The sequence below is a fragment of the Mesorhizobium sp. M1295 genome (assembly GCF_040318135.1).
Taxonomy (GTDB): domain Bacteria; phylum Pseudomonadota; class Alphaproteobacteria; order Rhizobiales; family Rhizobiaceae; genus Mesorhizobium.
Genome location: NZ_JAMYLU010000001.1, coordinates 51,689 through 77,547 on the forward strand (window position 1 = coordinate 51,689; position 25,859 = coordinate 77,547).

The 25,859-nt window shown below is 63.4% G+C and carries 23 protein-coding genes; 19 read left to right on the plus strand and 4 right to left on the minus strand.

The features are described from left to right. The first annotated feature begins 7 nt into the window (after nucleotides 1-7). The 14 genes from murD to NKH29_RS00320 all read left to right on the plus strand — a co-directional run bounded on the left by murD (nucleotide 8) and on the right by NKH29_RS00320 (nucleotide 18,383). Complete coding sequence (murD, locus tag NKH29_RS00255; RefSeq protein WP_023721203.1) at nucleotides 8-1,408, plus strand: UDP-N-acetylmuramoyl-L-alanine--D-glutamate ligase; 1,401 nt, start codon at nucleotides 8-10, stop codon at nucleotides 1,406-1,408. After that, nucleotides 1,408-2,559: a putative lipid II flippase FtsW gene (ftsW, locus tag NKH29_RS00260; protein ID WP_023721202.1), complete on the plus strand. Its 1,152-nt coding sequence runs from the start codon at nucleotides 1,408-1,410 to the stop codon at nucleotides 2,557-2,559. The genes murD and ftsW overlap by 1 nt, the downstream gene beginning before the upstream one ends. 1 nt (nucleotide 2,560) lies before the next feature. Next, entirely contained in the window at nucleotides 2,561-3,685 is a 1,125-nt protein-coding gene (gene murG / locus NKH29_RS00265) for an undecaprenyldiphospho-muramoylpentapeptide beta-N-acetylglucosaminyltransferase (protein WP_023721201.1), read from the plus strand. Next, on the plus strand, nucleotides 3,685-5,091 hold the full coding sequence (gene murC, locus NKH29_RS00270) for a UDP-N-acetylmuramate--L-alanine ligase (RefSeq protein WP_023721200.1): 1,407 nt from the start codon (nucleotides 3,685-3,687) through the stop codon (nucleotides 5,089-5,091). Before murG ends, murC begins: the two co-directional genes overlap by 1 nt. After that, a complete protein-coding gene (gene murB / locus NKH29_RS00275; protein ID WP_031194586.1) occupies nucleotides 5,088-6,053 on the plus strand; it encodes a UDP-N-acetylmuramate dehydrogenase in 966 nt (321 codons plus the stop codon). The genes murC and murB overlap by 4 nt, the downstream gene beginning before the upstream one ends. Before the next feature lie 315 nt (nucleotides 6,054-6,368). After that, on the plus strand, nucleotides 6,369-7,295 hold the full coding sequence (locus NKH29_RS00280) for a D-alanine--D-alanine ligase (RefSeq protein ID WP_023721198.1): 927 nt from the start codon (nucleotides 6,369-6,371) through the stop codon (nucleotides 7,293-7,295). Then, nucleotides 7,283-8,224 carry a cell division protein FtsQ/DivIB gene (locus NKH29_RS00285; RefSeq protein WP_023721197.1) on the plus strand — a complete coding sequence of 314 codons (942 nt, stop codon included), beginning with the start codon at nucleotides 7,283-7,285 and terminating at the stop codon, nucleotides 8,222-8,224. The genes NKH29_RS00280 and NKH29_RS00285 overlap by 13 nt, the downstream gene beginning before the upstream one ends. Then, nucleotides 8,221-9,528, plus strand: coding sequence for a cell division protein FtsA (gene ftsA, locus NKH29_RS00290; protein WP_023721196.1), 1,308 nt, complete (start codon nucleotides 8,221-8,223; stop codon nucleotides 9,526-9,528). Before NKH29_RS00285 ends, ftsA begins: the two co-directional genes overlap by 4 nt. 67 nt (nucleotides 9,529-9,595) lie before the next feature. Continuing rightward, entirely contained in the window at nucleotides 9,596-11,266 is a 1,671-nt protein-coding gene (gene ftsZ / locus NKH29_RS00295; protein ID WP_023721195.1) for a cell division protein FtsZ, read from the plus strand. A gap of 279 nt (nucleotides 11,267-11,545) precedes the next feature. Next, nucleotides 11,546-12,493, plus strand: a complete 948-nt coding sequence (lpxC, locus tag NKH29_RS00300) for a UDP-3-O-acyl-N-acetylglucosamine deacetylase (RefSeq protein WP_352481535.1) — start codon at nucleotides 11,546-11,548, stop codon at nucleotides 12,491-12,493. Between the two features lie 204 nt (nucleotides 12,494-12,697). Continuing rightward, nucleotides 12,698-13,567, plus strand: coding sequence for an outer membrane protein assembly factor BamD (locus NKH29_RS00305; RefSeq protein WP_352456160.1), 870 nt, complete (start codon nucleotides 12,698-12,700; stop codon nucleotides 13,565-13,567). Between the two features lie 13 nt (nucleotides 13,568-13,580). After that, the gene (recN, locus tag NKH29_RS00310) at nucleotides 13,581-15,254 is read left to right on the plus strand and encodes a DNA repair protein RecN (RefSeq protein ID WP_352495123.1); all 1,674 of its coding nucleotides are present in this window, start codon (nucleotides 13,581-13,583) and stop codon (nucleotides 15,252-15,254) included. A 229-nt stretch (nucleotides 15,255-15,483) separates the two neighbouring features. Beyond that, nucleotides 15,484-17,691: an NAD-dependent DNA ligase LigA gene (ligA, locus tag NKH29_RS00315; protein ID WP_352639778.1), complete on the plus strand. Its 2,208-nt coding sequence runs from the start codon at nucleotides 15,484-15,486 to the stop codon at nucleotides 17,689-17,691. Continuing rightward, the gene (locus NKH29_RS00320) at nucleotides 17,691-18,383 is read left to right on the plus strand and encodes a DUF2461 domain-containing protein (RefSeq protein WP_023721190.1); all 693 of its coding nucleotides are present in this window, start codon (nucleotides 17,691-17,693) and stop codon (nucleotides 18,381-18,383) included. The genes ligA and NKH29_RS00320 overlap by 1 nt, the downstream gene beginning before the upstream one ends. 16 nt (nucleotides 18,384-18,399) lie before the next feature. Here NKH29_RS00320 and NKH29_RS00325 read toward each other — a convergent pair whose 3' ends face one another. Continuing rightward, entirely contained in the window at nucleotides 18,400-19,197 is a 798-nt protein-coding gene (locus tag NKH29_RS00325) for a class I SAM-dependent methyltransferase (RefSeq protein WP_352788540.1), read from the minus strand. 241 nt (nucleotides 19,198-19,438) lie between these two features. Here NKH29_RS00325 and NKH29_RS00330 point away from each other — a divergent pair, with 241 nt between their 5' ends. Together NKH29_RS00330 and NKH29_RS00335 are read left to right on the plus strand one after the other, a co-directional pair. After that, the gene (locus NKH29_RS00330; RefSeq protein WP_023721188.1) at nucleotides 19,439-20,167 is read left to right on the plus strand and encodes an AzlC family ABC transporter permease; all 729 of its coding nucleotides are present in this window, start codon (nucleotides 19,439-19,441) and stop codon (nucleotides 20,165-20,167) included. Next, entirely contained in the window at nucleotides 20,164-20,460 is a 297-nt protein-coding gene (locus NKH29_RS00335) for an AzlD family protein (RefSeq protein WP_352699262.1), read from the plus strand. Before NKH29_RS00330 ends, NKH29_RS00335 begins: the two co-directional genes overlap by 4 nt. Before the next feature lie 42 nt (nucleotides 20,461-20,502). Here NKH29_RS00335 and NKH29_RS00340 read toward each other — a convergent pair whose 3' ends face one another. Beyond that, nucleotides 20,503-20,949 (minus strand): cupin domain-containing protein, encoded by a 447-nt coding sequence (locus tag NKH29_RS00340; RefSeq protein WP_502911182.1) that lies wholly within the window; start codon nucleotides 20,947-20,949, stop codon nucleotides 20,503-20,505. 329 nt (nucleotides 20,950-21,278) lie between these two features. On the opposite strand from NKH29_RS00340, the gene NKH29_RS00345 reads away from it, so the two are divergent. Together NKH29_RS00345 and NKH29_RS00350 are read left to right on the plus strand one after the other, a co-directional pair. After that, nucleotides 21,279-22,040, plus strand: coding sequence for a hypothetical protein (locus NKH29_RS00345; RefSeq protein ID WP_352998775.1), 762 nt, complete (start codon nucleotides 21,279-21,281; stop codon nucleotides 22,038-22,040). Between the two features lie 201 nt (nucleotides 22,041-22,241). Continuing rightward, complete coding sequence (locus NKH29_RS00350; RefSeq protein WP_352998777.1) at nucleotides 22,242-22,622, plus strand: tetratricopeptide repeat protein; 381 nt, start codon at nucleotides 22,242-22,244, stop codon at nucleotides 22,620-22,622. A gap of 89 nt (nucleotides 22,623-22,711) precedes the next feature. On the opposite strand, the gene NKH29_RS00355 is transcribed toward NKH29_RS00350, so the two are convergent. Further along, nucleotides 22,712-23,002: a hypothetical protein gene (locus tag NKH29_RS00355; protein ID WP_352998778.1), complete on the minus strand. Its 291-nt coding sequence runs from the start codon at nucleotides 23,000-23,002 to the stop codon at nucleotides 22,712-22,714. 120 nt (nucleotides 23,003-23,122) lie between these two features. On the opposite strand from NKH29_RS00355, the gene NKH29_RS00360 reads away from it, so the two are divergent. Further along, complete coding sequence (locus NKH29_RS00360) at nucleotides 23,123-24,007, plus strand: LysR family transcriptional regulator (protein WP_352998780.1); 885 nt, start codon at nucleotides 23,123-23,125, stop codon at nucleotides 24,005-24,007. Here NKH29_RS00360 and NKH29_RS00365 read toward each other — a convergent pair. After that, nucleotides 23,997-25,841, minus strand: coding sequence for an aminopeptidase P family protein (locus NKH29_RS00365; RefSeq protein ID WP_023721182.1), 1,845 nt, complete (start codon nucleotides 25,839-25,841; stop codon nucleotides 23,997-23,999). The genes NKH29_RS00360 and NKH29_RS00365 overlap by 11 nt on opposite strands. Between the last annotated feature and the right edge of the window lie 18 nt (nucleotides 25,842-25,859).

Below are 25,859 nucleotides of genomic sequence, written 5' to 3' on the forward strand. Positions count from 1 at the left end.
AGGCCGCTTGATCCCCGCCGCATCCTTTTCAGGCAAGCGCGTTTCGCTCTTCGGGCTCGGCGGCTCGGGGATTGCCACGGCGCGCGCGCTGATCGAGGGCGGCGCGGACGTCCTCGCCTGGGACGACAATCCCGACAGCGTTGCCAAGGCCGGCGCGGTCGGCATCGCCACCGCAGACCTGCGCGGCGCGGACTGGGCGAGGTTTTCCGCCTTCGTGCTGTCGCCCGGCGTGCCGCTGACGCATCCCAAGCCACACTGGACCGTCGAGCTCGCGCGGGGCTCAGGCGTGGAGATCATCGGCGATATCGAGCTTTTCTGCCGCGAGCGGACGGCGCGGGCGCCGGCAGCAGCCTTCATCGCCATCACCGGCACCAACGGCAAGTCGACGACCACGGCATTGACGGCGCACATCCTCAAATCGGCCGGGCGCGACACGCAGATGGGCGGCAATATCGGCCGCGCGGTGATGACGCTCGATCCGCCGCAGCCCGAGCGGCACTATGTGGTTGAGTGCTCGTCCTATCAGATCGATCTTGCCCCTTCGATCAATCCGACGGCCGGCATCCTGCTCAACCTGACGCCGGACCATCTCGATCGCCATGGCACGATGCAACACTACGCCTCGATCAAGGAGCGGCTGGTGGCCGGCAGCGAGACGGCAATCATCGGTGTCGACGATTCCTGGTGCGCCCAGATCGCCGACCGGCTGGAGCGAGCGGGCCGGCAGATCATTCGCATCTCCAAGCGCCTGCCGCTGACCGACGGCTATTTCGCCGAAGGCACCAACCTGATGGAAGCCGTGCACGGCCGCTACAGCCGGGTCGCCTTTCTCGAAGGCATCGGCTCGTTGCGCGGCCAGCACAACGCGCAGAATGCGCTGGCCGCCGCCGCCGCCTGCCTCAAGGTCGGGCTCGAGCTCGGCGAGATCCAATCCGGACTGGAGAGTTTCCCGGGGCTGGCGCACCGCATGGAGCAGGTCGGCCGCAAAGGGCATGTGCTGTTCGTCAACGATTCCAAGGCGACCAATGCCGATGCCGCGGCACCGGCGCTGTCGAGCTTTGCGCGTATCTACTGGATTGCCGGAGGTCTGCCGAAAGAGGGTGGCATCGAGCCGTTGCGCGGCTTCTTCCCGCGTATCGCCAAGGCCTATCTGATCGGCGAAGCCGCACCGGCCTTTTCGGCGACGCTGGGCGAAGCGGTGCCCTACGAGATATCAGGCACGTTGGCTGCGGCGGTCGAACACGCCGCCCGCGATGCGGCCAAGGATAGTAGCGGCGAGGCGGTGGTGCTGCTGTCGCCGGCCTGCGCCAGTTTCGACCAGTTCAAGAATTTCGAAGTCCGCGGTGAGGCGTTCAGGCAAGCCGCAACCGCCATTGATGGCGTGAAGCCCATCGGAGGGACACGATAATGCAAAGCCGTCTCGACAAAAGCCCCGTGGCGACCTGGTGGTGGACGATCGATCGCTGGTTCCTGGCGGCGTTCCTGTCGCTGATGGGCCTCGGCATCGTTTTGTCCTTCGCCGCAAGCCCGGCGGTGGCCGAACGCATCGGACTAGACAGTTTCCACTTCGCCACACGCCAGATCATCTTCACCATTCCGGCACTTGGAGTGATGCTTGCCGTCTCGTTCCTTGAATCCAGGCAGATCCGGCGCATGGCGCTGGTCATGCTGTGCATCACGCTGTTTTTGATGGTGGCGGTGCTCTATATCGGCGTCGAGGTGAAAGGCGCGCGGCGCTGGGTATCGCTTGCCGGCCTGTCGATACAGCCGTCCGAGTTCCTGAAACCGGGCTTCGTCATCATCTGCGCCTGGCTGTTCGCCGAGCACAAGCGCCAGCCCGACATTCCGGGCAATCTGTTCGCCATGTTGCTGCTTGCGCTGGTCATCTCGCTGCTAGTGGCGCAGCCTGACCTGGGGCAGACCATGCTGGTGCTCGGCACCTGGGGGGTGATGTTCTTCATGGCCGGGCTGCCGTGGCTGTGGATCGTCGCGCTGGGTGCTGCCGGCGTCGGCGGCGTGTTCGCCGCCTATGCGGTGTTCCCGCACGTTGCCGGCCGCATCGACCGCTTCATGACCGGCGAGGGCGACACGTTCCAGGTCGACATGGGCCGCGAGGCGCTGATCAATGGCGGCTGGTTCGGCGTCGGGCCGGGCGAGGGCACCGTCAAGCGGGTCATCCCCGACAGCCATGCCGATTTCGTCTTCTCGGTCGCTGGCGAGGAATTCGGGCTGATCATGTGTTTCTTCATCATGTCCATCTTCGGCTTCATCGTGCTGCGCGGCCTCAACACGGCACTCAAGGAGCAGGACGATTTCACGCGCTACGCGGTTGGCGGCCTGGTCACCGTCTTCGGCCTGCAGTCGGTCATCAACATGGCCGTCAATCTGCAACTGATGCCGGCCAAGGGCATGACGCTGCCGTTCATCTCCTATGGCGGTTCCTCCCAGATCGCGATCGCCATCTCGATGGGCATGGTGCTGGCGCTGACGCGCAAGCGCCCGGAAAAGCGCAAGCAGCTGGGCTTCATGCCGTCGCCGCGTGCGATGCCGGCGGAGTGAGATGGCGAAGGGGGTCATCCTTCTAGCTGCTGGCGGAACGGGCGGACATCTGTTCCCGGCCGAGGCGCTGGCACATGAGCTCAAGGCGCGCGGCTGGGCGGTACATCTGGCCACCGACGACCGCGCCGAGCGCTTTGCCGGGCAGTTCCCGGCGACCGCCATCCATCCGATCCAGTCGGCGACGATGGGCTCGAAGAATCCTTTTGCCATGCTCGCCGCGTTTTGGAAAATCTGGCGCGGGGTGCGGCAGGCGTCGGCCGTCATCGCCAGCATCAAGCCCGCCATAGTGGTCGGCTTCGGCGGCTATCCGACACTGCCGCCGCTTTACGCGGCGACCCGGCGCAAGGTGCCGACGCTGATCCACGAGCAGAATGCGGTGATGGGCCGCGCCAATCGGGCGCTCGCCGGCCGCGTCGACGCCGTTGCCGGCGGGTTCCTGCCGGAAGACATCAGTGCCACTGGCGCCAAGACGGTGACCACCGGCAATCCGGTCAGGCCGCAAGTGTTGGAAGCAGCGAATACACCCTATGCTGCATCGGCCGGCGAAGAGCCGTTCCGGTTTCTGGTGTTTGGCGGCAGCCAGGGCGCGCAATTCTTTTCCGATGCGGTGCCGGCGGCGATCGCCCGGTTTTCCGATGCACAGCGTAGGCGACTGGCGATCACGCAGCAGGCCCGCGCCGACGATGTGGCGCGGGTGGAAGCCGCCTATGCCGCGCTTGGCATCGAGGCCGAGGTGTCGCCCTTCTTCACCGACATGGCGGCGCGGCTCGCGGCGGCGCATCTGGTGATGTCGCGCTCCGGCGCGTCGACCGTATCGGAAATCGCGGTGATCGGCAGGCCGGCGCTGCTGGTCCCTTATCCGCACGCGCTCGACCACGACCAGGCGGCGAATGCGGCCGCCCTTGCCGCAGCGGGTGGCGCCGAGGTGCATCCGCAGTCCACGCTTTCGGCGGAGCGGATCGCTGCGCTTGTCGGCGGGCTAATGGATGATCCAGGCAGGGCGGCGACAATGGCTGCGGCGGCGAAATCGTCCGGTAAACCGGATGCCGCGCGGTTGCTCGCCGATCTGACAGAGGCTATTGCGTCCAGGAAATCCGTTTCGGAATTCAGGAAGGAGACGCATTGATGAAGATGCCACAGACGATCGGCCTCGTGCATTTCATCGGCATTGGCGGCATCGGCATGAGCGGCATCGCCGAGGTGCTGCACAATCTCGGCTACAAGGTGCAGGGATCCGATCAGGCCGACAGCGCCAATGTGCAGCGGCTGCGCGACAAGGGCATCGAATGCTTCGTCGGCCACCAGGCCGAGAACCTCGGCGAGGCCGAAGTGGTCGTCGTCTCCACCGCAATCAAGAAATCCAACCCGGAGCTGAAGGCGGCGAGAGAGAAGTTGCTGCCGATCGTGCGGCGCGCCGAAATGCTAGCCGAGCTGATGCGCTTCCGGCAGGCGGTCGCGATCGGCGGCACGCACGGCAAGACAACGACGACTTCGATGGTGGCGACGCTACTCGATGCCGGCGGGCTCGACCCGACGGTGATCAATGGCGGCATCATCAATGCCTATGGCACCAATGCCCGCATGGGCGACGGCGAATGGATGGTGGTCGAGGCCGACGAGAGCGACGGCACCTTCCTCAAGCTGCCGGCCGAGATTGCCGTCGTCACCAATATCGACCCCGAACATCTCGACCATTACGGCTCCTTCGACAAAGTGCGCGAGGCGTTTCGCCAGTTCGTCGAGAACGTGCCGTTCTACGGCTTTGGCGTGATGTGCACCGACCATCCCGAGGTGCAGGCGCTGGTCGGCCGCATCGAGGACCGGCGCGTCATCACCTATGGCGAAAATGCGCAGGCCGACGTGCGCTTCACCAATCACCGCATGGACGGCCCAACCTCGGAATTCGACGTGGTGATCCGCGACCGCAAGACGCACGGCCAGATAACGATTGCCGGTCTGCGGCTGCCGATGCCCGGACGCCACAACGTTTCCAATGCGACGGCGGCGATTGCCGTCGCGCATGAGCTCGGCCTTTCGGCCGAGGCGATCAAGAAGGGCCTGTCGTCCTTCGCCGGCGTCAAGCGGCGTTTCACCCATACCGGTTCGTGGAACGGTGTCGATGTGTTCGACGATTACGGTCATCATCCGGTCGAGATCACGGCGGTACTGAAGGCGGCGCGCAGCGCCACCAAGGGCCGCATCATCGCCGTTACCCAACCGCATCGCTTCACTCGGCTGCGCGATCTGTTCGACGAGTTTTCCGTCTGCTTCAACGACGCCGATACGGTAATGGTGGCGCCCGTCTATGCGGCCGGCGAGGAACCGATCGACGGCGTTACGTCCGACGCACTGGTGTCGCGCATCCGCTCCGGCGGCCATCGCGACGCACGCTACATCGAAGGTCCGGCGGCGATTGCGCCGATCGTGCGCGAGGTGGCGAAGCCGGGCGATTTCGTCGTCTTCCTCGGCGCTGGCAACATCACCCAATGGGCCTATGCGCTGCCCAAAGAACTCGGCGGGACTATCTCATGATGCGCGGCCAGGCGTTGATCGACAAGCTTGGCGACCGGCTTGCCGGATTGCGCGGCCGCATCACGCCCAATGCCGAGATGGACAAGATCACCTGGTTTCGAGCCGGCGGGCTCGCGGAGGCATTGTTCCAGCCGGCCGACGAGGACGATCTTGCCGCGTTCCTGAAGGCGGTGCCCGAGGAAATACCGCTGACCATCGTCGGCGTCGGCTCAAACCTGCTTGTCCGTGACGGCGGCATTGCGGGCTTCGTCATCCGGCTTTCGGCCAAAGGCTTTGGCGAGACCGAAGTGATAGCGCCGACCACGATCAAGGCGGGGGCCGCGACACCCGACAAGCGCGTTGCGGCCGTTGCCTACGAGGCCGGCATCGGCGGCTTTCATTTCTACCACGGCATTCCCGGCGCCATCGGCGGAGCGCTGAGGATGAACGCCGGCGCCAACGGTGTCGAGACGCGCGAGCGCGTGGTCGAGGTGCGGGCGCTCGACCGCAAGGGCAATGTGCATGTGCTGAGCAACGCCGACATGGGCTATGCCTATCGCCATTCAGCTGCGCCGTCCGGGCTGATCTTCACGTCGGCGCTGTTCGAAGGCGTTCCGGAGGACAAGGCGGCGATCAAGGCCGCGATGGATGCTGTCCAGAACCATCGCGAGACCGTGCAGCCGATCCGCGAAAAGACCGGTGGCTCGACCTTCAAGAATCCCGAGGGCACCTCGGCCTGGAAGGAAATCGACAAGGCCGGCTGCCGCGGCCTGATGGTCGGCGGGGCACAGATGTCGCCGATGCATTGCAACTTCATGATCAACACCGGGACCGCCACAGGCTACGAGCTTGAATATCTCGGTGAGACGGTGCGTGCGCGCGTGCTCGAAAGATCGGGCATCCGGCTGCAGTGGGAGATCAAGCGCATCGGCAATTTTCGGCCGGGCCATGCCGTCCAGGAATTTCTCGGGCAGCTGCTTTAGCGCAAGCCGAAGACCGTTGCCTCCGGACCTCATGAATTCACATTTTGCTGCCGTTTTTGCGGAAAGTGAATCCATCGGAATCGTAAGCACTTGCCAGCGAATCAACTCTCTGATTCTCTGCCCTGAAGCGTTTCCTGATTTGAGTCGTTTCGACGCGTTACTCGCGTTTCCGTCTGGGGGGGCAACCTGCCGGGAGACTCGGACTCAATGTTGCGGAAACACGGGAGCAAAGCTGCTCGGCGTAGTTGAGTGCGCGCGATGCTTTTCGGGCCATGCACGATGGTGCAGGCCTGCTGTGAGAGGAAATGACGGGGAATGACAAGCAAGCACGTGGCCGTCCTTCTGGGGGGATTCTCGTCCGAGCGGCCCGTGTCCCTGTCGTCGGGCAAAGCCTGCGCCGATACACTCGAGGGGGAGGGCTACCAGGTCACCCGGGTCGACGTCTCGCGCGACATCAGCTCGGTGCTCGTCGAGCTCAAGCCCGACGTCGTCTTCAACGCGCTGCACGGCCCCTTCGGCGAGGACGGCACCATCCAGGGCATCCTCGAGTATCTGGCCATTCCGTACACCCATTCCGGCGTGCTTGCCTCGGCGCTCGCGATGAACAAGGAACAGGCCAAGAAGGTCGCCAAGGCGGCCGGCATTCCGGTAGCGGAATCGAAGGTGGCCAATCGCTTCGCCATCCAGAACAAGCACCCGATGAAGCCGCCCTATGTGGTCAAGCCGGTCAACGAAGGATCGAGCTTCGGCGTCGTCATCGTGCATGAAGGCCAGTCGCATCCACCGCAGATCATCGGCTCGTCCGAGTGGAGATATGGCGATACGGTGATGGTCGAGCGTTATGTGCACGGGCGAGAATTGACGTGCGCGGTGATGGGCGATGTGGCGCTCGGTGTCTGCGAGATCATCCCGACCGGCCATTCCTTCTACGACTATGATTCAAAATACGTCGCGGGCGGATCAAAACACGAATGCCCGGCAAAACTTTCACCGAATATTTACCAAAAAATACAGACACTGACGCTCAAGGCTCACCAAGCTATCGGCTGTCGGGGCGTTTCCCGGTCGGACTTCCGTTATGACGATCGTCACTCCGAAAACGGTGAAATTGTCTGGCTCGAGGTCAACACCCAGCCGGGTATGACGCCGACGTCTTTGGTGCCGGAAATCGCCGCGCAAGCGGGACACTCGTTCGGCGATTTGTTGAGTTGGATGGTGGAGGACGCTTCGTGTCTGCGTTGAAGTGGGGACAGGGCAAGGGGAAGGGCGCGGCCGGGCCGGTGCTGTTCGGCATGCCGTTGTCGTTCGACCATTTCGTGCTGCCACGCCTGCTCCGCCGGCCGGTGCGTGTGCTGGCGCGCCTCGGCGAGGGCGATTTCGAAGCGCCGCCCTATTGCGCTGCCATCCTGTCGGCGGCACTGCTTATTTCGAGCAGCGCCTATGGCGCCTATCTCGGCGGGCATGCCGACGCCATCGTCCAGAGTGTCACCGCCCGCACCGGTTTTGCCGTCGACCAGGTCAAGGTCGTCGGCAACCGCGAAACCTCCGAGATCGATATTCTCGACAGGCTGGAACTCGACGGCTGGACCTCGCTGATCGGCTTCGATGCCGAAGCTGCGCGCGAACGCATCACCACGCTGCCCTGGGTCGAAGCCGCGGCAGTGCGCAAAGTCTACCCGCATACGCTGGAAGTGCGCGTCGAGGAGCGCGAGCCGTTCGCGCTGTGGCAGCAAGGGAGCGCGCTTTCGGTCATCGAGAAATCCGGCACCGTGATCGCGCCGTTCTCCGGCGGCAAGCAGATATTGCTGCCGCTGATCATCGGCACCGGCGCACCGGCCAAGGCGCCGGATTTCCTGGCCAGGATCAAGAATTATCCGGAGCTTGCCGCGCGGATCAAAGGCTATATCCGCATCGGCGAACGGCGCTGGGATCTCAAGCTTGAGAATGGCATCACCGTCAAGCTTCCCGAAGACGGTGAGGACCAGGCGATTGCCGACCTGGTCAGGATGGACCACGAGAACGGGCTTTTGACGCGCGACATCGCAGCCGTCGACATGCGCCTTTCCGACCGTCTGGTCGTCCAGTTGACGCCGGAAGCGGCGACGCAGCGCGAGGCTGCGCTTAACGAAAAGCCCAAGATGCTGAAGCGCAAGCCGGAGACGAAGATATGAGCTGGCTTGGCGGCAACAGCGATGCCTCGTCGCGCCGGTCCGGCATCCTGACGGTGCTGGATGTCGGTTCCAGCAAGGTCTGCTGCGTGGTGGCCAAGCTCAAGCCGCGCGACGATGGCAAGCTGCTGCGCGGACGCTCGCATCGCATCCAGGTGATCGGCATCGGCCACCAGAAATCGCAAGGCGTGAAATCGGGCGTCGTCATCGATCTCGACCGTGCCGAGCACGCCATCCGTCTTGCCGTCGACGCCGCCGAACGCATGGCGGGACTGACGGTCGATTCGCTGATCGTCAACATGACCGCCGGCCGGCTGAAGAGCGAGGCTTTTTCGGCCACCATCAATCTCGGCGGTCATGAAGCAGACGAGGCCGACATCAAACGCGTGCTTGCCGCCGGCGCCAAGCAGGCGCTGCGGGCTGAGCGCGAGGTGATCCATTCGCTTCCCGTGGCCTTTTCGCTGGATGCCGAGCGCGGTGTGCGCGATCCGCGCGGCATGGTTGGCGACCAGCTTGGCGTCGACATGCACGTGCTGACAGGCGACGCGGCGCCTCTGCGCAATCTGGAGCTCTGCATCAACCGCTCGCATCTCTCGGTCGAGCGCATGGTGGCGACACCCTATGCCAGCGGGCTAGCCGCCCTGGTCGACGACGAGCTCGAAATGGGCGCGGCCTGCATCGACATGGGCGGCGGCACGACGACGATCTCGGTATTTTCGGAAGGCAAGTTCGTCCACGGCGACGCCATCGCGATTGGCGGCAACCACGTCACGCTGGATATGGCCAAGGGCCTGTCGACCTCGCTCGATGCCGCTGAAAGGCTGAAAGTGATGCATGGCTCGGCGCTGCCAGGAAGCGCCGACGACCGCGACCTGGTCTCGATCCATCCGATCGGCGAAGACGGCGAGGTGCCGTTGCAGATCCCGCGCTCGGTGATGACGCGCATCATCCGCGCCCGCATCGACGAGACGCTGGAACTGCTGCGCGACCGGCTGAACAAGTCCGGCTACGGCAATGCCGTCGGCAAGCGGGTGGTGCTGACCGGCGGCGCCAGCCAGCTTGCCGGCCTGCCCGAAGCCGCACGCCGCATTCTCGGCCGCAATGTGCGCATTGGCCGCCCGCTCGGCGTGGCAGGCCTGCCCGAGGCGGCCAAGGGGCCGGCTTTCTCGACCCCGGTCGGACTTCTGATCTACCCGCAGATGGCGAGCTTCGAGAGCCGCCCGGCGAAGGGAATTTCCGGTCTTCGGATGACCGGAACAGGCGGAAAACTGCATCGAATGAGTCAGTGGTTGAGAGACAGTTTTTAATTTGACGGGGACAGCCCCATAGGCGGCCGCGGCGGCGAAGCGGCGGGAAAGGCAAAGGACGAAGACAATGACCATCAATCTGCAGAAGCCGGACATCACCGAGCTCAAGCCGCGCATCACCGTGTTTGGTGTCGGCGGCGGCGGCGGCAATGCCGTCAACAACATGATCACCGCCGGCTTGCGCGGCGTCGAGTTCGTGGTGGCCAACACCGACGCGCAGGCACTGACGATGTCGAAGGCCGAGCGGCTGATCCAGCTCGGTGCGCATGTCACCGAGGGTCTCGGCGCCGGATCGCAGCCTGAAGTCGGGCGCGCGGCGGCGGAAGAGTGCATCGACGAGATCATCGATCATCTCTCGAACACGCATATGTGCTTCGTTACCGCCGGCATGGGCGGCGGCACCGGCACCGGGGCGGCGCCCGTGGTCGCGCGCGCTGCCCGCGAAAAGGGCATCCTTACCGTCGGCGTCGTCACCAAGCCGTTCCACTTCGAAGGCCAGCGCCGCATGAAGACGGCCGACATGGGTATCGAGGAACTGCAGAAATGTGTCGATACGCTGATCGTCATTCCCAACCAGAACCTGTTCCGGCTGGCCAATGACAAGACGACCTTCGCCGACGCCTTCGCCATGGCCGACCAGGTGCTCTATTCGGGTGTCGCCTGCATCACCGACCTGATGGTCAAGGAAGGCCTGATCAATCTCGACTTCGCCGACGTCCGCTCGGTCATGCGCGAAATGGGCAAGGCGATGATGGGAACCGGCGAGGCTTCGGGCGAGGGCCGCGCAATGGCCGCCGCGGAAGCCGCCATCGCCAACCCGCTGCTCGACGAGACCTCGATGAAGGGCGCCAAGGGCCTGCTGATCTCGATCACCGGCGGCCGCGACCTGACACTGTTCGAAGTCGACGAGGCCGCAACCCGCATTCGCGAAGAGGTCGACCAGGACGCCAACATCATTCTGGGCGCCACCTTCGATGAGGAACTCGAAGGCGTTATCCGCGTGTCGGTGGTCGCCACCGGCATCGACAAATCGGCGGCCGAAATCGCTGCAGCGCCGATCGCCATCCGCACGGCTCCGCCGAAGCCGGTCAGCCGCCCGGCGGCTCAGGTCACGGAAATGCGCCCGGCGCCTGTCCAGCAGCCGATCTATGAACCACGTGCTGCCGATCCGGTCGCCGAGGCCATTCAGCTCGCCGAGGCGAATGCGGCAGCGATGGCGCAGGCCCGCCCGGCACCGGTCGCGCATTCGGAAGACTTCCGTCCGCAGAGCAAGATCTTCCAGGCGCCTCCCGCTCAGCCGCAGCCGATGATGCAGCCAGTGGTTCAGCAAGCGATGCAGCCGGCTCCGCATCGTGAAATGCCGCAGCCGATTGCCGCGGCACCCCAGCGCATGCCGCGGGTAGAGGATTTCCCGCCGCAGGTGAAGGCTGAAGTGGAAGCCAAGGCCCGCCCGGCCGACCACGAGAACAGCGGCCCGATGGGCTTGCTCAAGCGCCTGACCAACGGCCTAACCCGCCGCGAAGAGGAACCTGCACGGCTGCAGCCGGCGCAGCCGCGCGAACCGAAACTGCGCCAGGCGCCGGCGGAAGTGCGCCGCCTAGCCAGCCAGGATCCGCAGCTTTACGCGCCGCGCCGCGGCCAGCTGGACGAGCAGGGCCGACTGACGCCGCAGAGCCGGGCTGTCCAGGAAGACGATCAGCTGGAGATTCCCGCCTTCCTGCGCCGGCAGGCCAATTGATCTGTTGACGGTTCGTAACAGTTGTTAACAGGCGAGCAGGAAACTGTTCGCCTGTTAATATTAAAAGCGATTTTAAAACAAGGACTTATGGGGCAATCCCGCGCTGGACCGCAGTTACAAAGAGTAAGAAACCGTGATTTGGAGTCTCCCTGTGGGACCATTATCTTCGCCACCGACCAAAGTCGGTTTGCTGGGAGTCTCGGGGAAGTGGCCCTGCCTGCCGATCAATCAAGAGCCGCGCCCTCAGGGCAGATGAAGCGGACCTAGGCAGTACGGGCTATGGGGATTGTTTTGCACGACTATCAGACGACACTTAAATCGCGTGCGACGCTGACTGGTATCGGCGTCCATAGCGGCAATCCGGTCACCGTCCATTTCCTGCCGGCAGATGCCGATACGGGTATCGTCTTCCAGCTTTCGAATGCAAGCGGAAGCCACGAATTTCGCGCGCTCGTTTCCGAGGTCGGTGCCACCGACCTCTGCACCATGCTTGGCGATCCGCAAGGCGAGCACATTGCCACGGTCGAGCATCTGATGGCGACGCTCTTTGGGCTTGGGATCGACAATCTCGTCATTGAAATCGACGGCCGTGAGGTGCCTATCCTCGACGGCAGCGCGGTCATGTTCATCGAGGCCATGGACCAGGCAGGCATCGAAACGCTGCCGGTCAAGCGTCGCTACATCAGGGTGGTCAAGCCGGTTCGCATCGAGAACGGCGCCTGCTGGGCGGAGTTCAGGCCCTATGATGGCACGCGCTTCGAGATCGAGATCGATTTCGAAAGCCCGGCGATCGGCCGCCAGCTTTTCGCATCCGATATGAATGCCGACATTTTCCGCCGCGACGTCGCGCGGGCCCGCACTTTCGGGTTCATGAAGGACGTCGAGCGGCTATGGGCAGCTGGCTACGCGCTCGGCTCCTCGCTGGAGAACTCGCTGGTGATCGGCGATGACAACCGCGTGATCAACATGGGAGGCCTGCGCTATCCCAACGAGTTCGCGCGGCACAAGACGATGGATGCAATGGGCGACCTGGCGCTCGCCGGTGCCCGGTTTATCGGCTGCTTCCGCTCCTATCGTGGTGGCCACAGGCTGAACGCCGCGGCGCTGCGCCGTCTCTTGTCCGACCGTTCGGCTTTCGAGATCGTCGAGACGACGCGCCGCGAGCGCGGCCGTGCCGCCGAGATGAGCGCTGTCAATGCCCCCCTCTTTGCGCCCTGGATGATCTGATTCTTAACGTTTTTGCGGCTCTTATTGCGATCAGCTGTGTTGCAAGGATGCATCACTGGCCGGCCAAATCGCACAGCTTTCCAGGTGGCGCCAAACCGCCACAAAAATGTGCGATTGGCCGGGGATAGCGTTGCCGGGCAAGGCGGTTATGGTTTATGGCTGCTGCCGTCGACTGAAATGACGCCGAAAGGGCGGAATCCAATCATGTTTTTCAAGCGAGTTGGTCAATCGAAGGCGCCGCGGCGGGCTGTTTTCCTGGCGCTTTCGGTCGTCGTTCCATCGCTGTTTCTGTCGGCCTGCATGTCGTCCGAGAAGGACGTCGATCTATCGACCTATGTCGATCAGACCGAGCCGGCCGACGTGCTCTATAATCAGGGTCTCGCCAATCTGAATGCCGGGCGCCTGCAGGAGGCAAGCCGCAAATTCGATGCCGTCGACCGCCAGCATCCGTATTCGGAATTCGCCCGCAAATCGATGGTGATGGGCGCCTTTGCCGACTACCGTCAGGGCAATTACGACGAGGCGATCGGTTCGGCCAAGCGCTACCTGACCCTTTACCCGTCGACCGACGATGCAGCCTATGCCCAATATATTATCGGGCTGAGCTACTACCGCCAGATCAAGGACGTCACCCAGGACCAGAAGGAAGCGCGTCTTACCGTGCAGACGATGCAGGACCTGGTGACGCGCTGGCCCACGTCCGAATATGCCGACGACGCCAAGGAGAAGATCCGCTTCGCCAACGATCAGCTCGCCGGCAAAGAGATGCAGATCGGCCGCTATTATCTCGAGCGCCGCGAGTACATCGCAGCCGTCAAACGATTCCGCAACGTGGTGGAGAACTATTCCAACACACGCCATGTCGAGGAGGCGCTGGCGCGTCTGACCGAGAGCTACTACGCGATGGGGCTGACGTCGGAAGCGCAGACCGCCGCGGCCGTGCTCGGCACCAACTATCCCGACAGCCAGTGGTACAAGGACTCCTATAAGCTCCTGCAGAGTGGTGGGCTCGAGCCGCGCGAGAATGCCGGATCGTGGATCTCCAAGGCCGGGAAGCTGATCACCGGCGCCTGAGCGGCGCGTCACCATGCTCTCCAGGCTGTCGATCCGCGATATCGTTCTGATCGAGAAGCTGGACATCGACTTCTCGTCCGGCCTTTCGGTGCTGACCGGCGAAACCGGCGCCGGAAAGTCCATCCTGCTCGACGCCTTGTCGCTGGCGCTTGGCGCCCGCGGCGACGCCTCGCTGGTGCGGCATGGCGCGGCACAAGGCCAGGTCATCGCTGTGTTCGACGTGCCGCGCAACCACCCGGCCCGTATGCTGCTCGCCGAGAACGCCATCGAGGACGACGGCGACATCATCCTGCGCCGCGTCCAGACGGCGGACGGCCGCACGCGCGTTTTCGTCAACGACCAGCCGTCCAGCGTGACGCTGATGCGCGACGTCGGCCATGCGCTGGTCGAGATCCACGGCCAGCACGACGAGCGCGCTTTGGTCGATCCCGGTGCGCATCGGGAATTGCTGGACAGCTTCGGCGGTCATCTGGGCGCCGCGCGTGCAACAGGCGAGGCGTGGCGGCACTGGCGCGCCTGCGAGCAGGAATTTTCACGGCACCGGGCCAAAGTCGAGGCGGCTTCCCGCGAGGCCGATTATCTGCGTGCGGCGGTCGCCGAATTGACCAGGCTCGATCCGCAACCGGGTGAAGAGACCGAGCTCGCCGAACTGCGCGCCTCGATGATGCGTGCCGAAAAGATCGCCTCGGAAATCCACGATGCGCAGGATGTGCTCTCGGGCCCGTCCTCACCCTTGCCGCAGTTGGCCAGCCTGCTCAGGCGGCTGCAGCGCAAGGTGACGGAAGCGCCCGGCTTGCTTGAAGAGGTCGTCAAATCGCTCGACGAGGCGATGCTGTCGCTCGACGCGGCGCAGTCGGGCGTGGAAGCAGCACTTCGCGCCACTGAATATGATCCGCAGCGGCTGGAGAAGGCCGAGGAGCGGCTGTTTGCGCTGCGTGCCGCCTCGCGCAAGCACAGCGTCGCTGTCGACGATCTGGCGCAACTGCGCGACACCATGGCGGCCGACCTTACCGATCTCGACGCTGGCGAAGAGCGCCTGCATGCGCTGGAGAGACAGGCTGCAGCTGCGCGTCAGGCCTATGACATTACGGCGGCCCAGCTGTCGTCGCTTCGCCATGCGGCGGCCGCAGGGCTGACCAAGGCGGTAATGGCCGAACTGCCGGCGCTGAAGCTCGAACGGGCTGAGTTCATCGTCGAGATCGCAAGCGATGCCGGGAGCCGCATGGAAGAAGGCATCGACCAGGTCGAGTTCTGGGTGCGCACCAACCCCGGCACCCGGCCCGGCCCAATGATGAAGGTCGCTTCCGGCGGCGAGCTTTCGCGCTTTCTGCTGGCACTCAAGGTGGCGCTGGCCGATCGCGGCTCGGCGCCGACCCTGGTCTTCGACGAAATCGACACCGGGGTAGGCGGCGCGGTTGCCGACGCCATCGGCCAGCGGCTGGCGCGGCTGGCAAAGCGCGTGCAGGTGCTTTCGGTCACGCACGCGCCGCAAGTGGCGGCGCGCGCCGCGACGCATTTCCTGATCTCCAAGTCAGGCGGGGCCGACCGGGTGTCGACCGGCATCGCCGAGATGGACCGGGCGGCGCGGCAGGAGGAGATCGCGCGCATGCTCGCCGGCGCCACCATCACCGACGAGGCGCGCGCGGCGGCCGAGCGCTTGCTGCGGGAGAACATCGCGGCAGCGTAGAGCGGTTCATCACGCCGAACCGCTCTACCTCTTTGTTTTGCGCAATTCCGGACGGAAAACCGTTTCACACTTTTCCTGGAATTGCTCTAGACGAGTTCGTTTCCGGCGCTCGTGACCTGAGTCAGGGTCTGGCTCCATCCTGCTGTTCAGGAATGATTTCCGTGTCTGATCTCTCCCTCATGAGAGAATCCTGTTCTATTGTGTCGCGCCACCGTGGAGGGAGCAGTGTATGGACGAAAAACCAGTCGATTCGCTCAGCGAAAGCGAGGCGGCAAGCGAGTTGAAGCGGTTGGCGCAGGAGATCGCCGAGCACGACCGGCGCTACCATGGCGAGGACGCGCCGATAATCACGGACGCGGAATATGACGCGCTGACGCGGCGCAACCTCGCCATCGAACAGCGCTTCCCCGCTTTGGTGCGCGAGGATTCGCCCTCACGCAGGGTCGGCGCACCGCCGGCGGAAGGCTTTGCCAAGGTGCGTCATGCGGTGCCGATGCTCAGCCTCGCCAAGGCCTATACCGACCAGGACGTCACCGATTTCATTGTACGTGGCCGGCGGTTCTTTGATCGCGACAAGGATCTGGACATCGCCTTCACAGCTGAGCCGAAGATCGACGGGCTGTCGGCTTCGCTGCGTTATGAAGGTGGTGTGTTCGTGCAGGGAGCAACGCGCGGCGACGGCGCCGTTGGCGAGGACATCACCGCCAATCTGAGGACCATCGCCGACATTCCCAAGACCTTGAATGGATCGGGCTGGCCCGAGGTCATCGAAATACGCGGTGAGGTCTATATGACCTACGCGGAATTCGAGGCGTTGAAGCAGCGGTCGGCGGCGCTCGGCGGCCAGGACTACGTCAATCCGCGCAATACCGCGGCCGGGTCGCTCCGTCAGAAAGACCCGTCCGTTACCGCCAGCCGCAACCTCAAGTTCTTTGCCTACGCCTGGGGCTTTACCACAAAGGATCCGGCTCCGACCCAATACGATTCCGTGCAGAAATTCGCGGAGTGGGGATTCAAGGTCAGCCCGCTGATGGTCCGGGCAAGATCGGTCGAGGAACTGGTCGCGCATTATCACCTGATCGAGACCCAGCGCTCATCACTGGGCTACGACATCGACGGCGTCGTCTACAAGGTCGATCAGCTGGAATTGCAGCGCAGATGGGGTTTCGTCACTGGCGAACCGCGCTGGGCCATCGCCCACAAATTTCCGGCCGAACAGGCGATGACAACCGTGCTCAGGATCGACATTCAGGTGGGCCGTACCGGTACGCTGGCGCCCGTTGCCCGGCTTGCACCCGTCACGGTCGGCGGCGTCGTGGTCGAAAACGTCACGCTTCACAACGAAGATTACATCAAGGGTCTGGACAGCAACGGCCAGCCGATCCGCGACGGCTATGACGTGCGTATCGGCGACACAGTGGTCATCCAGCGGGCAGGGGACGTCATTCCGCAGATCGTCAGCGTCGTAGCCGATAAGCGTCCGCCAGATGCCGTGCCCTACGAATTCCCGCACAAATGTCCGATCTGCGGCTCACCCGCAACGCGCGAGATCAACGAGAAGACCGGCAAGGAGGATTCCCGCCGCCGCTGCACCGGCGAACTGATCTGCCCTGCGCAGGCCGTGGAAGGATTGCGCCATTTCGTGTCACGCGGCGCCATGGATATCGAAGGCCTGGGCGCTGAAAACATAGATCTGTTCTTCAACGCCGGGTTGATCAAGACAGCCGCCGATATCTTTACGCTCAGGGATCGTCGTCCCGCCGTTACCAAGGCGCTGGCCGAGCGGCGGGAAGAGCAGGCCAGGCAGCGTGAGGCCGCGTCGGGCAAGACGCGCAAGAATGTACGCAGTGTCGAGGAACGCAACTACGACGGCCTCGACAAGCTCTTCGCTGCCATCGACGCTCGCCGCGAACCGGAACTCGATCGCTTCATCTTTGCGCTGGGCATCCGCCATATCGGCGAAACGACGGCCGCTGTGCTTGCCCGAACCTTCTCGACGATCGAGGAGTTGATCCGCATTGGCAAGGAGACAGCAGCGGCAGCCGATCCACACACCGTTTTTCCTTCGATCAACGGCATCGGCGATACGGTGATAGGTGCGCTTCGCGATTTCTTCGGCAATGAACGCAACGACGCCGTGCTTGAAGCGCTGCTCACACAGGTCCACCCGAAGCCATACATCGTGAACGTCTCAGCCGATAGTGCGGTCGCCGGCAAGACAATCGTGTTTACAGGCACGCTGGAAAAGATGACGCGCCCCGAGGCCAAGGCGATGGCCGAACGTCTCGGCGCGAAGGTCGCCGGCTCGGTTTCTGCGAAGACCGATCTCCTGGTAGCGGGGCCGGGCGCCGGTTCCAAGCTGAAGGACGCGACCAAATTCGGCATCGAGGTGATCGACGAGGACACCTGGTTGCAGCGGATCGGCAAGGGCGCGTGATGGCGGCTGCGTTCAACGGTTTTGGGCAAAAGGCCATTCCCTTCCTCAAGGCGCTGGATTTTCATCAGAGCCGGGAGTGGTTTTTGGAAAACCGCGACCTTTTCGAACGGGATCTGCGCGACCCCTTCGGCGATCTGGTCGAAACGCTCTCCGAGCGCTTCACGGCCGCGGGGCTCGGCCTGCGCGGCGACCGCAAGAAGTCGCTGTTCCGGATTAATCGCGATGTGCGTTTCGCCAAGGACAAACGGCCTTATAACCGGCATTTGTCGGCGATCCTTTCGCCTGACGGCACCAAGATGGAACAGGGCGTGTTTTACGTCCATATCGGGCTCGATCGCTGCTTTGCCGCCGTTGCCTGGTGGCAGCCCGGACCGGAGCTATTGCTGGCGCTGCGCAACGCGATCGCGAAGCGGCCGGCTGAATTCCGCACCCTCGTCGCGGCGCTGAAGAAGAACGGCCTCGAGCTCGACCCGGACGGCTGCATGAAGCGCACGCCGCGCGGCTTCGAGCATATCGCCGAGCCCGATCTCGCTGCCGCGATCCGCAATCGGCATTTTGCCGTCCGGCACGCAGTCGAGCCGGCGGATATTTATGGAGCTGGATTGGTCGACGAACTCGTCGACTTCGTCATGCGGGCAAAACCGCTGCTCGACTGGGGCAGGGCGATCGAAGGCAAGGCTTCGCCGCGCTAGCGGATAAATCAGACAGTCAAATGCGCCGCGCAGTGTAGAGGCTGGTGGTCATGTTGCGGGTTATGGAGCCTTGGAACTCGTCGCGGACGATGCGACCCAGCTCCGCCAGGATTGCTTCGCGGTCGCTGCGGAATGTTGATATTGGAAAAGTGGCATAGAGGGCGACCGTCTGGTCAGGATCGAGGACGAGCGACCAGACACTTGTCCGATGTTCGATGGCATCGAACGCGCCGGTTCGCTCCAGCGCCGCCACGCGGGCCTCGGCATCAAGGGCGAACGGAATACCATTTGAGCCCGCCGAAGGGCTCGAAGGCCCTTCAAGCAGTGCCTTCGTCGCATCATGAAAGGGATCGGGGCGACTGTTGTCGCCGAATACATTCCAGACCATTGCCCACCAGCCGCCCGGCCGAAGCAGCTCGGCGACCTTGACCAGCGCCGTGTCCTCATCCAGCCAATGAAAGGCAGTGGCGCTGACGCCGAGATCAAAATCGGCCTTCTCAAGGACGGCATCCTCAAACGCAGAGACGCTCACCGAGAGCGCCTTGTCCTGAATAGTCTCGCAAAGAAAAGTCGCGAGGCGAGAATCCGGCTCGATGGCGAGCATCGGGCTCGCGCCCAGTTCGAGTAAGCGGCGCGTAGCAGTTCCTGTACCTGCGCCAATCTCGAACGTCGCCGTGCCATGCGCGAGACGGCACCGTTCACATAGAATTTCGAATACCCAATCAGGATAGCCAGGCCGCGTTGCGTGATAGCTGCCGGGATCGGCGCCGAAGGCCAGGCGGCCGAATTTTGGATCGATGAAAAATTCGCTCATTGCAACCACCTCTGGGGAAGCACCTCTGGCCTTGGGTCTGTGGCCGCCACTTTTGGCAAGGACCGATGGGCGCAAACGGATATGCCCTCCCAAGTGCCAAGCGTCTGATTTTTATCCACTGGGCACTGGAGCGCCTTGCCGCGCGCCTCAGCCATCACTTCCGCTGATCATTTGCCTCAAGCGAATTGGTGTGACAAGCAGGGCGGCCCTCCCTACATACGACCGTCCCGAGGAGCGATTGATGTCGGCGGAAGCAATCTCCGAAAACAGTGCGAAAAGCGATTTCTGGGACGGCGTGCGGCTCAGCATGCCCGTCGTGGTGGCATCGGCGCCGTTTGCATTGCTGTTCGGGGCGCTCGCAGTCGACAACGGGTTTTCCGTGCTCGAAGCGTTCCTGATGAGCGCAACGGTGTTCGGCGGCGCCAGCCAGATGGTCGGCATCGAGCTGTTCGGCCAGCATGTCGCGCCGTGGCTGATCGTGCTGTCGATCTTCGCGGTGAATTTTCGCCACGTGCTCTATTCGGCCGGTATCGGCCGGCGCATCGCGCATTGGCCACTGATCCAGCAGGCGATAGGCTATTTCGTGCTCACTGATCCGCAGTTCGCGATGGCCGAGCGCAAGGCGGAGGCCGGCGAAACCGTCGGGTTTACCTGGTATATGGGGCTTGGGCTGCCGGTCTATGTGTTCTGGGTCATCGAAAGCGCGCTCGGCGCGATGTTCGGCAAGCTTATTCCCGACACCCATGTGCTGGGCATCGACTTCCTGCTGCCGATCTATTTTCTCGGCCTGGTCATGAGCTTCCGCAAGCGGCCGCTGTGGCTGCCGGTGGTCATCGCCAGCGCTGCCGCCTCCATCATTGCGTACAAAACCGTCGGCTCGCCCTGGCATGTCTCCATAGGTGCGCTGGCCGGCGTGCTGCTCGCCGTCATCCTGCCGCCCCGCCACAGCGGCGTGGAGACACGGCCATGAGCACGACCTTGTGGATCATCGTCGCCGCTTCGATCGCGACCTATCTGACCCGCATCGGCGGTCATCTGGTGATCTCACGCTTCGACCAGATCCATCCGCGCGTCGAGGCCGGGCTCAGCGCCGTGCCGGCGGCGGTGCTGACCACGCTGGTGGCGCCGGCGGCGCTCAGCGCCGGACCGGCGGAATGGGCAGCCTTGATTGTTGCCGGCCTGGTCTCGCTGCGCGGCGGGCTGATGGCGATGTTCCTGGCGGGTGCTGCCGTGCTGATCCTTGCGCGGCAGCTCGTCGGGTAGTGGACCGACGGAGTACGCCTGTCTTCCTGCCAGATCGCCGCTCTATGGTATTTTGCCGTCCATCTTCGGGAAGAGAATGACACTCTCCTGTGCGGTCGGTTCGTTGCGGGCGCCAATAAAGGTGGCCGGCGTGCTTGCCCGGTTCACGGCAACGTGAAGCACGTTGGCGGGAATGTAGAGATAGTCGCCGGGATGCACGAGGTCGCGAAACTGCAGTTCGTCCCCGCTCCACATCTCCAACTCGTCTCCGCTCAGCATACAAAATGCTGTTTCGTGGCGCGCATGGACATGGGCTTTGGTCCGCTTGCCCGGCGGGATTGAGGCGACGCCCAGCCAAAGGGCCTTCGCTCCGACGGTCTCAGCACTTATTCCCGGCAGATAGTCCGACCCCTGTTCGGCCCGATAAGCCTCGCCGCCCCTAACAACCAAAGCCTTTCCCTCGCTGGGCGCAGCACTGTCCATTGCGGCCGGCTGTTTCAACATCATCATCTTGAACCTCCATTTGTGTTAGTCTGTGCGAAGGACGGCCAGAATGATCAGTCCCCCGTCCGAAGTCCTTAACAGGAGGCGAAAAGTTCCGAATTCTTCCGAAGCCGGAAAGCGAGATGCTTCAGCACCGCGACGCTTCGCGTTCGGGCCGTTCGTGCTCGACCTGCTGCGCGGGACGCTTGTTCGCGAGGGCAAGCCAGTTGCGGTCGGGCAAAAAGGCTTGTCGTTGCTTCAGGCCCTGGTGGAGGCACCGACGCAGGCGCTGAGCAGGACGGCCCTCATGGAGGCCGCCTGGTCCGATGCCGTCGTCGAGGAAAGCAAATCTTTCGGTGCAGATTGCCGCCCTGCGCAAGCTACTCGGCCCGCAGCCGGACGGCAGCGAATGGATCGCCACCGTCCCCCGCACCGGATATCGCTTCGCCGGCAGTGTTCATGTGCTTGACCCCGCTGCAGACGATGCGCTTCCGAGCCAACTGGCGGGTCTCTCCGAAAGGGCGTCCATTGCGGTGTTGCCGTTCGCCAATGTCAGCGGCGACAGGGAACAGGCCTATCTGGCTGACGGCATCACCGAGGACATCATCACCGCGCTGACGAGGTTCCGATGGTTCCGGGTGATCGGGCGCAATTCCAGCTTCGTCTATAAGGACAAGTCGGTCGACTCCAAACAGGTGGCCCGCGAGCTTGGCGCCCGTTATGTCTTGGAAGGAAGTGTGCGCCGGTCCGGCCAGCAGATCCGGGTCTCGACGCAACTGGTCGATGCCGCCTCGGCCAATCAGATCTGGGCCGAACGATACGAGATGGAACTGACGGAGGCGTTCGCCGTCCAGGATGCCATAGCCGAGCGGGTGGCTGGTGCGATCGAACCCGAACTGCTCAAGACGGAGTCGCTCCCAGCCGTTGGACGCAACAGCGGAAATGCGACGGCCTGGGACCTGGTGCGGCAAGGTACCTGGCATTTTCACCACGTCGGCCGTCAAACTCACTTGCGTGGCCGCGAGTTATTTCGGCTGGCGTGCAAGCTCGATCCTGAACTCGCAGAGGCCCATCTCTGGCTCGGTCGGGTGAGCCCCGGCATCGTCGCTTACGGCTGAAGCGACAAGCCGGCACAGGATATCCGAGAAGGCCTGGATGCAGCCCTGAAGGCGGTTCGGCTCGACGAGAAAAATCCCTATTCGCATTATGCGCTCGCCATCTGCAGCATCTATGCCAATGCGCAGGAACAAGCCGTTCTTGCTGCGGAAAGAGCGATCGAGATCAGCCCAAGTTTCGCTCTTGGTCATCTGGCTATGGGAATGGGGCAGCTTTTCCGCGGCAGCGCATCCGAAGCGATAGCGCCGCTCGAACACGGCCTTATGTTGAACCGGTACGATCCGCAGAACTTCGTCTGGTTTAATGTCCTGGCGCTCGCTTATCTATTTGCGGGGCAGGCAAACGAGGGGCTCGTCGCGGCGATTGAGGCTCGCAAGGTCGGTCCCACGTGGCGACCCACCCATGAAACACTCGCCTGCTGCTACGTCTCGCTTGGCCGTCTGCCGGAGGCAAGATCTTGCGTCGAACTGATGCGGGAGATGGAGAACCCTACAGGCGATGCCTTGGCGCCGCTCAGGCTGCGCAATCCACATTGGGCAGACCAGATGGCGGATCTGTTGAAGAAAGCCGGTTGGCAGCAGTAAGGCTGCGGTCAATCCCCTGCAGATTGGCGTCGTCTGTGTGATGTCGGTCACGCAGTTGTTGGGCAGCACAAGCCAGGTCGGCTTCGCACTCAGGGTGATGCTGCGGTCCGGTCGATAGCCGACCCACCGCCATTGCGAAAATCACCACTTCTGATCGTACGCTTCGCCGCAGCGCCCATAAGCCCAGCGAACGAAACAATAGCTCCTGCCCAGCCAGCAGGTTTCTTGAATATCGACGCGACCTGCGACAGGCTCAGCCGGATCGCCTCCGCTCTCTCCTGGTGGGCGCGCCGCACGGCGCCGCTATAGAGCGCTTCACGTTGCTTTGGCGTCAATGCGCTTAGATCGATCGGCTGGATGCCGAAGGGCTCGGGCGACATTTCCATCTCCCCCTGGTTTGCCGTGTTGATAGGCAGCTACACCGACGATTTACGGGAAAGGGCTAATCAGCTAAAATGAATAATTAAGATCGTTACGTTCTCCAGGAGAGATGTATGGATTTGGCCGATCTGCGCATCTTCCGCACGGTGGTGCGCGAGGGCGGAATCACCAGGGCAGCGGAAAAACTGTTTCGAGTGCAATCGAACGTGACCACACGCATCCGGCAGCTCGAGGAGGATCTCGGCGTGCAGCTGTTTATCCGGGAGGGCAAGCGCCTGCACGTATCGCCCGCCGGTCACAAATTGATCGGCTATGCGGATCGGCTGCTGGCGCTTGCAGAGGAGGCGCGAACGGCGATGCTCGATCCACGCCCGCGCGGAACGCTTCGCCTAGGTGCCATGGAGAGCACCGCCGCGGCCCGGCTTCCAAGTCTGCTCGCCGACTATCACGCACGTTATCCCGAAGTGGAAATCCAGTTGCGCACCGGCAATCCTCAGGTTCTCGCGACCGCCATGCTTGCCGGCGAGCTCGATGCGGCGTTCGCCGCCGAGCCCATCGCCGACGCTCCGTTCGAAAAGCTGCCCGCATTCCAGGAGCAGCTGATCATTGTCTCGGCGGCATCGCGCGTTTCGATCGACGACCGCCTGGACATGCCCAAAACCATGATAGCCTTCGAGCACGGCTGCCCGCACCGCAAGCGGCTGGAACAATGGTACGCGCGCAGAGGGTTCATGGCCGAGAAAACCATCGAGCTTGGTTCATACCATGCCATCCTTAGTTGCGTGGTGGCTGGCATGGGCATAGCGCTGATGCCGAAAAGTGTGCTTTCGGGTTTCCCGGAGAGCCGCTGGCTAAAGCTGCACGAACTGCCCTCTGACGAAGACAACGCCGTCACGGTGTTGTTCTGGCGCAAGGGAGCCGGTTCTCCCAACGTCACGGCTTTGCAAGAACTGCTTGCGGAGCAAAGCCTGTCAACCGGCGTTGCCGCCGCCGCTATTGCTTGAAGTCGTGCGGCAGCGGGGCGGTTGCCTTTTCCAGCCAGGCCAGCGTCTCGCCGTCGAGCATCGGTCCGATCTCGGCCAGCACCCGCGCGTGGTATTCGTCGAGCCAATGCAACTCGTCACGCGTCAACAGATCCGACCGGATCAGCCGCTTGTCGATCGGCGCCAGCGTCAGCGTCTCGAAGCCATGCATGGCGATGTCACCGCCTTCGACCATCTCAGCCGGAGTGACCAGGACGAGATTTTCGATGCGGATGCCGTAAGAACCTTCCTTGTAATAGCCGGGCTCATTGGAGACGATCATGCCGGCCAGCAACTTTTCGGTGCCGGTCTTGGCGATACGCTGCGGGCCCTCATGTACGGCAAGATAGGAGCCGACACCGTGCCCGGTGCCATGGGCGAAATCGCAGCCGTGTCTCCATAGCGCCAGGCGCGCTACGGCATCGAGTTCGGAGCCGCGCGTGCCCAGTGGAAAGCGCAGCATGGAGATGCCGATCATGCCTTTCAGCACCAGCGTGAAGCGCTCGCGCATCTCTTCCGTCGGCGCGCCAATCGGCACTGTGCGGGTGATGTCGGTGGTGCCGTCCTGGTACTGTCCGCCGGAATCGAGCAGGAACAGCTCGCCATGCTCCAGTTTGCGATTGGTGGCGCGGGAGACGCGATAGTGCATGATGGCGCCGTTGGGACCAGCGCCGGAGATTGTGTCGAACGAGACGTCGCGCAGCGGCATCTGTGTTTCGTCGCCGGTTTGCCGGCGCGTCTCCTCGAGCCTGGTGACAACGGTGATCTCGTCGAGCGTGCCGGGTTCCTGACGGTCGAGCCAGCACAGCAGCTTGGCGACGGCGGCTCCGTCACGGCGATGCGCGGCGCGGGCGCCGGCGATCTCGGCTTTGTTCTTCGTTGCGCGTGGGATGCGGGCCGGATCCGGTGCGGCAGTGACGGTGCCGCCATTGTCCTCGACCAGCATGCTGAGCTTCTCCGCCGCCAGAGCGGGGTCCAGCGCGATTTTTGCACCGCCCTTGGCCAGGGTGACGATCGCTGTTTCGAATTCACCGGGTTCGTGCAATTCGGCGAGCTGCGTCAGATAGGCTGCGACGGTGCGTGAGAACTTGCGCTGGTCCATGAAAAGCAGATGCGATCCGTCGGCGGCGAGCACGGCAAAGCCGAGCGCCAGCGGTGTGTGCGGCACGTCGCCACCACGGATGTCGAAGGCCCAGGCGATGGAGGAGGGGTCGGTCAATACGGCATGGGTGGCGCCCTCCTTCTCGATGGCTGCCGCCAGCCGGACCAACTTGTCCTTGGCCAGTTCGCCGGCAAAGCCGATCGGGTGGATCTCGACCGGCGCCAGTGGCGGCCCGGGCTGGTCCTGCCAAATGGCGTCGATCGGATTTTGTTCGAGCGGCACCAGTATCGCGCCGGACTTGACGGCCGAGGCCCTCAGCGCCTTGACGTCGCTGATCGTATGCAGCCATGGATCGAAGCCCAACCGCACGCCCTTGCCGAGATTGTCCTTGATCCAGTTGGCCGGCGGGTTGTCGACAAGGCTCTCGATCGAAAAGATGTCGAGATCAACCTCCTGGCGCACCTGCAGCGTGTAGCGCCCGTCGACAAACATGGCGGCGCGCTTGCCAAGCACAATGGCGACGCCGGCCGAGCCGCTGAAGCCGGTCAGCCATTTCAGCCGTGCCGAGCGGTCGGCGACATATTCGCCCTGGTGCTCATCGGCGCGGGGCACGATGAAGCCGTCCAGCCCATTCGCCGCCAACCATTGGCGTAGCATTGCCACGCGCGGCTTGCCAACGGCCGGATCGCCGGCGGAATCGAAGGTCTGGAACATGTGGGCTCTCCTCGAATG